A 5,719-nucleotide genomic window follows, 5' to 3' on the forward strand; every position below is an offset into this window, starting at 1 on the left:
CCCACCGGGTCGCTGCCCGCGCAGCCGGCGGGCGACACCGCGTCGGCCCCGTCCGGCACGGCCCCGTCCGCCACGGCTCCACCGGCGCCGCGCCGCCGGGCTGAGGAGTAGCCGGGAGGAAGACGAGGAGAAGGGTGCTCGACGGGTAGCCGAGGAGTCCGCCCGGCACCGGTGACGGGCAGCGGCGGGCCGCCGGCTCGGCTTGACTTCGTCCGGTTCGCTCGGGAAAGATCCGGCGCATGGACTCCGGCGCCACTCTGGTCTGCCGCCTGCACGTCGATCTGCGACGCCAGGCGAGTTCCATCTGTGCCTGTTGACCTTGCTCTCCCCCGCCGGTCCCGCCCTGTGACGTCTGCCAGGGCACGAGCCGCGCACCCGTACCCGCAGTTCTGACTCCCGCCCCGCCCCGGCGCACCCGTACGTGCCGGGCCGCTCCGTCGGCCCGCGCCCGTCCACCGCCGTCGGACACCGGGCGCTTCCCGCCGACGTTCCCGCCGCACCCGAGGACGCCCTCATGAGCCTGAGCCCGAGCATCAGCCCCGACACCCGCCCGGCCCTCGGCCCCGACACCGGCCCCAACGCCTGCTCCGGCACCGGTGCCTGCTCCGACACCGGCGCCGGCTCCACGAGGCCGGCCGGCACCCCCGAGCCACCACCGACGCCCCCCGCCGGGGACACCCGCGCACCGCTCACCCCCAGCACCCTGCGGACCATCGTCCGTGAGCTGGCCGAGCGGCCCGAGGAGTGGATCCACCACGTCCGCCTCTCCACCGAGGAGCGCTGGTACCGGCGCCTGGTCGCCGACGCGGACCACGAGGTGTGGCTGATCAGCTGGCTGCCCGGCCAGTCCACCGGCTTCCACGACCACGGCGGCTCGCGCGGCGCCTTCACCGTCGCCCTCGGCGAGTTGGAGGAGCTGTCCCTCGGCGGGCCTGACCAGGGCCTGCTGATCCGCCGGGTCCCGGCCGGCACCGCCCGTGCCTTCGGCCCCGACTACGTGCACGACGTGCGCAACACCGCCGTGGGCCCCGCCGTCACCCTGCACGCCTACTCGCCGCCGCTGAGCTCGATGGCGCACTACGACCTGCGGGCCGGCGGGCTCGTCCGCACCTCCGAGGAAGGACCGGAACAGTGGTGACCACGATCGACGACCTGGTGGAGCGGGCCCGGGAGGGCGTCCACCGGCCGCGCGCCCGCGAGGCGTACCAGGCCCAGCTGGACGGCGCGCTGCTGGTGGACATCCGTCCGGCGGCGCAGCGGGCGGCCGAGGGGGAGATCCCCGGCTCGCTGATCATCGAGCGCAACGTGCTGGAGTGGCGGCTCGACCCGACGGGCAGTCACCGGATTCCCGAGGCCTCGGGCTACGACGTCGAGGTGATCGTGGTCTGCTCCGAAGGCTACGCCTCCAGCCTGGCCGCCGCCTCCCTGCGCGAGCTGGGGCTGCACCGGGCGACCGACCTGGACGGCGGATTCGCCGGCTGGGCGGCCGCGGGCCTGCCGACCCGACGGGGCGGCTGAGCTCGCAGCCGCACCGCGTGCCGGACGGTAAATCAGAGACAGGAGATGATGCAGGTCATAGTCTGATCCGAGTTTCCGCCGGTCCAAAGCTGGGCAGCCACGCGGGCGGAAGTACGCCCGGGCGCTTGAAACCGCCGTCACCGCACGACCCGACCGAACGACCGACCGACCCAGGCGCCGCCTCCCCGGGGCGCCCTGACGAGGAAACTCCACGTGATCAGATTCGAGGGCGCCGGAAAGCGCCACCCCGACGGCACCGTTGCGGTCGAGGGCCTGGACCTGGAGGTCCCGACCGGTCGGATAACCGTCCTGGTCGGACCGTCCGGGTGCGGAAAGACCACCCTGCTGCGCATGGTCAACCGGATGGTCGAGCCCACCTCGGGCCGGGTGCTGCTGGACGACACGGATGTCGCGAAGCTGGAACCCGCCAAGCTGCGCCGTGGCATCGGGTACGTGATCCAGCAGGCGGGGCTCTTCCCGCACCGCAAGGTGATCGACAACATCGCCACCGTCCCGTACCTGCTCGGCTGGGACCGCAAGAAGGCCCGCGCCCGTGCCGCCGAGCTGCTCGAACTGGTGGGGCTCGCACCGGAGACCGCCAAGCGGTACCCGTTCCAGCTGTCCGGCGGCCAGCAGCAGCGGGTCGGCGTGGCGCGCGCGCTGGCCGCCGACCCGCCGGTGCTGCTGATGGACGAGCCGTTCAGCGCGGTCGACCCGGTGGTGCGGGCCGGTCTCCAGGAGGAGCTGCTGCGGCTCCAGTCCGAGCTGCACAAGACGGTGCTGTTCGTCACCCACGACATCGAGGAGGCCGTCCGGCTCGGCGACCAGGTGGTGGTGCTCCGCGAGCACGGCCGGATCGCCCAGTTGGCCGACCCGCACACCCTGCTCACCACCCCGGCCGACGAGGCCGTGGCCGCCTTCCTCGGGCGCGACCGGGGCCTGCGCGGCCTCGGCCTGCGCCCTGCGAGCACCGTCAAGCTCAGTCCTGTGGGCAACGGAATCCGTTACGGGAGCTGGGAGTTGGCCCTGGACGACGAACGCCGCCCGATCGGCTGGATCGACCGCGGCGCCGTCACCGCCGAGTTGCACCCGGCGGTGGGCTTCCACCCGGACGCCGACACCCTGCGCACCGCGCTGGACGCCGCCGTCCTCTCCCCCGCCGGGGTCGCGGTCGCGCTGGACGCCGACGGCCGGGCCACCGGCACCGCGAGCCGCGAGACCGTCCTCGCCGCGCTGCGGCCCGACGCCTCCGGTGCGCCGGCCGCCGATGCGCCCGTCCGCACCGACAAGTCCCCGACCTCCGGAAGCCGCCCGGACGACACGGACGGCACTGGCGGCACGGACGGCACTGGCGGCACGGACGGCACGGACGGCACGGACGGCACGGACGGCGCAACCGGAACGGGCAGCTCCAACGTCACCGGCGGCACGGACGGAGCCGACGGTGGACGATGAACCGATCGTCCGCTGGTACTGGATCGGCGACCACCTCGGCTACCTCGGCCACCTGCTCGCCGACCACGCCGTGATCGCCCTCGTCCCCGTACTCATCGGCCTGCTGCTGGCCGTCCCCCTCGGCCTGACCTGCGCCCGCTACCCCCGGCTGTACCAGCCGCTGTCCGCCGTGTTCAACATCGTCTACGCGCTGCCCTCGCTGGCCGTGTTCGTGGTGCTGATCCCGTACACCGGCCTCGCCACCCAGGCGACCGTGATGATCCCGCTCACCTTCTACGCCCTCGCCGTGCTGCTGCCGACCACCGTGGACGGGGTGCGCGCCGTCCCCGACGCCGTCCGGCAGGCCGCCACCGCGATGGGGTACGGCCCGTGGCACCGGCTGACGTCGGTCGAGCTGCCCGCCGCCGTGCCGTACCTGATCGCCGGACTGCGGGTCGCGGCGGTGTCCAGCATCTCGCTGGCCAGCGTCGGCGCGCTGGTCGGTCGCGGCGGGCTCGGCTACCTGTTCGTCGACGGCTTCCAGCGCACCTTCCCGACCCCGATCGTGGCCGGCATCGTGCTGATCGCCGCCCTGGCTCTGGCCGTCGATCTCCTACTGGTGGCCGCCCGGCGGCTGCTCGCGCCCTGGGCCGTGCGGGAGAAGGGAGCGGGCTCGTGAACTGGCTGAACTGGCTGAACGACTTCTTCACCGCTCCGGACCACCGCAGCGGGCCGGATTCGATCGTGCACCGGATCTTCGAGCACCTGATGCTCTCCGGCGAGGCCTTGCTGTACGCGACGCTGATCGCCGTCCCGCTCGGGCTGCTGATCGGCTACACCGGGCGTGGCGTCACCGCGGTGACCGCGCTCGCGGGCGCCGCCCGCGCCCTGCCCACCCTCGGCCTGGTCACGCTGGCGGTGCTGCTCGCCGGGGTCGGCGACACCGCCGTCCTGATCCCGCTGGTCGCGCTCGCCGCACCACCGCTGCTGGTGGCCGCCGTCGAGGGGGTGCGCGGCACCGACCCGGACGTCCGGGACGCCGCGCGCGGCATCGGACTGACCCACCCCCAGGTGCTGCGGCAGGTCTGCCTGCCCTCGGCCGCACCGACCATGCTGGCGGGCTTCCGCACCGCGACCGTGCAGGTGATCGCGACCGCCACGGTGGCCGCCTACGTCGGTCTGGGCGGCCTCGGCCGCTACGTCATCGACGGGCTGGCGACCCGCAAGTACGCCGTGACCGTGGGCGGCGCGCTGCTGGTGGTACTGCTCGCGGTCGCCGCCCAGCTGTTCTTCGCCCTGCTCGCCCGGTTCGCGCTCCCGCCCGGGGTGCGCGCCCAGCAGCGGCGCCGCTGACCCCTTTTCCCTCTCCCCTCCCACTTCGGAAGGACATCTGTCACCATGTCGACAATCAACCGTGGCCGCCGTGCCGCCGTCCTCGGCACCCTCGTCGCGCTCGCCCTCGGCACGACCGCCTGCGGCTCCTCCGGCGGCGACCCGCTCGGCGGGGGTTCGAGCGCCTCGGCCGCCGGCGGCTCGGCGGGTACCGGCGGCTCGGGCGCTTCCGGCTCGACCGTGGTGGTCGGCTCGGCCAACTTCCCGGAGAACGTCCTGCTCGGATCGATCTACTCGCAGGCGCTCAAGGCCAAGGGCGTCAAGGTCCAGGAGAAGTTCAACATCGGCAGTCGCGAGGTGCTCTACGGGCAGTTGCAGGGCGGCAACCTGACCGTCCTGCCCGAGTACAACGGCTCGCTGCTCGCCTACCTGGACGCCAAGTCCACCGCCGTCACCACGCAGGACGTGAACGCGGCGCTCACCAAGACGCTGCCCGCCTCGCTGGGCATCCTCGACTCCTCCCCGGCCGAGGACAAGGACTCGCTCAGCGTCACCCAGGAGACGGCCGACAAGTACGGCCTCAAGAGCATCTCCGACCTCGCGGCCAAGGCCGGCGAGTTCACCATCGGCGGGCCACCGGAGTTCAAGAACCGTCGCGAGCAGCAGCTCAAGGACGTCTACGGACTGACCTTCAAGGAGTGGAAGCCCACCGCCGACACCACCGCGAACGCGCTGAAGGACGGCAGTATCCAGGTCGGCAACGTGTTCACCACCGACCCGAAGATCGTCCAGTACAAGCTCGTCCCGCTGACCGATCCGAAGGACATCTTCGGCGCGCAGAACATCACCCCGCTGGTCAACAAGGCGGGCGTGGACGCGACCGCGGCGGCGGCGCTCAACGCGGTGTCGGCCAAGCTCGACACGCCCGGGCTGGTGGCGCTGATGAAGCGCGTGTCGGTGGACAAGGAGGACCCGTCGACGGTCGCCAAGGACTGGCTGAAGTCCAACGGTCTCGGCTGACGGCCGGCGGGAGGGCAGGCAGGCTTACCGCCGACCGGCCGACCCGACGGCGCCCCGGCCCGGACGCCCGAGGATCGCGAACGCGGCGGCCCGAGGAGCTTCCTCCGGGCCGCCGCCCGCCGTTCCGGAGACCCTCTCCCGACTGCCGGAGGGACCTTCCCTTCTACGCCGCGAACATGACAGTCTGTGCGCCATGCGCACTCGTCTCCTCGCCGCCACCCTCACGGCACTCGCCGCGGTGAGCCTCGCTGCCTGCTCCAGCTCCGGATCAGGGTCGGGCAAAGCCACCTCCGCGGCCGGCTCCCCCACCGCCTCCGCCACCTCGGCCGCCACACCCTCCGGCGCCGCCACCACGCCCGCGGCCCCCGCGCCCGACTCGGCCGCCCCCACGGCCGACGGCGCCACCGGTGCTCCC

Annotated in this window: 8 protein-coding genes; all 8 read left to right on the top strand. The window is 73.3% G+C overall.

Translation table 11 applies throughout. The features are described from left to right. Positions 1-239 precede the first annotated feature (239 nt). Positions 240-317, top strand: a complete 78-nt coding sequence (locus tag KS423_RS48645; RefSeq protein WP_107086570.1) for a putative leader peptide — start codon at positions 240-242, stop codon at positions 315-317. Between the two features lie 197 nt (positions 318-514). Beyond that, on the top strand, positions 515-1,138 hold the full coding sequence (locus tag KS423_RS36810) for a cysteine dioxygenase family protein (RefSeq protein ID WP_224284095.1): 624 nt from the start codon (positions 515-517) through the stop codon (positions 1,136-1,138). Further along, positions 1,132-1,518: a rhodanese-like domain-containing protein gene (locus KS423_RS36815; RefSeq protein ID WP_224284096.1), complete on the top strand. Its 387-nt coding sequence runs from the start codon at positions 1,132-1,134 to the stop codon at positions 1,516-1,518. The genes KS423_RS36810 and KS423_RS36815 overlap by 7 nt, the downstream gene beginning before the upstream one ends. Before the next feature lie 213 nt (positions 1,519-1,731). Continuing rightward, on the top strand, positions 1,732-2,973 hold the full coding sequence (locus tag KS423_RS36820) for an ABC transporter ATP-binding protein (RefSeq protein WP_224284097.1): 1,242 nt from the start codon (positions 1,732-1,734) through the stop codon (positions 2,971-2,973). Then, complete coding sequence (locus KS423_RS36825) at positions 2,963-3,631, top strand: ABC transporter permease (protein ID WP_224284098.1); 669 nt, start codon at positions 2,963-2,965, stop codon at positions 3,629-3,631. Before KS423_RS36820 ends, KS423_RS36825 begins: the two co-directional genes overlap by 11 nt. Next, positions 3,628-4,305 carry an ABC transporter permease gene (locus KS423_RS36830; RefSeq protein WP_224284099.1) on the top strand — a complete coding sequence of 226 codons (678 nt, stop codon included), beginning with the start codon at positions 3,628-3,630 and terminating at the stop codon, positions 4,303-4,305. Before KS423_RS36825 ends, KS423_RS36830 begins: the two co-directional genes overlap by 4 nt. A gap of 45 nt (positions 4,306-4,350) precedes the next feature. Next, a complete protein-coding gene (locus KS423_RS36835) occupies positions 4,351-5,304 on the top strand; it encodes an ABC transporter substrate-binding protein (RefSeq protein ID WP_224284100.1) in 954 nt (317 codons plus the stop codon). Between the two features lie 193 nt (positions 5,305-5,497). Further along, positions 5,498-5,719: hypothetical protein (locus tag KS423_RS36840; RefSeq protein WP_224284101.1), on the top strand; the 222-nt coding region annotated here is incomplete at its 3' end.

This window comes from Streptomyces sp. LS1784 (assembly GCF_020103755.1).
GTDB lineage: Bacteria > Actinomycetota > Actinomycetes > Streptomycetales > Streptomycetaceae > Kitasatospora.

What these genes read in the sequence shown, in the direction of transcription:
- KS423_RS48645 (WP_107086570.1), top strand. Translation starts at nt 240, where the DNA reads ATGGACTCCGGCGCCACTCTGGTCTGCCGCCTGCACGTCGATCTGCGA.
- KS423_RS36810 (WP_224284095.1), top strand. Translation starts at nt 515, where the DNA reads ATGAGCCTGAGCCCGAGCATCAGCCCCGACACCCGCCCGGCCCTCGGC.
- KS423_RS36835 (WP_224284100.1), top strand. Translation starts at nt 4,351, where the DNA reads ATGTCGACAATCAACCGTGGCCGCCGTGCCGCCGTCCTCGGCACCCTC.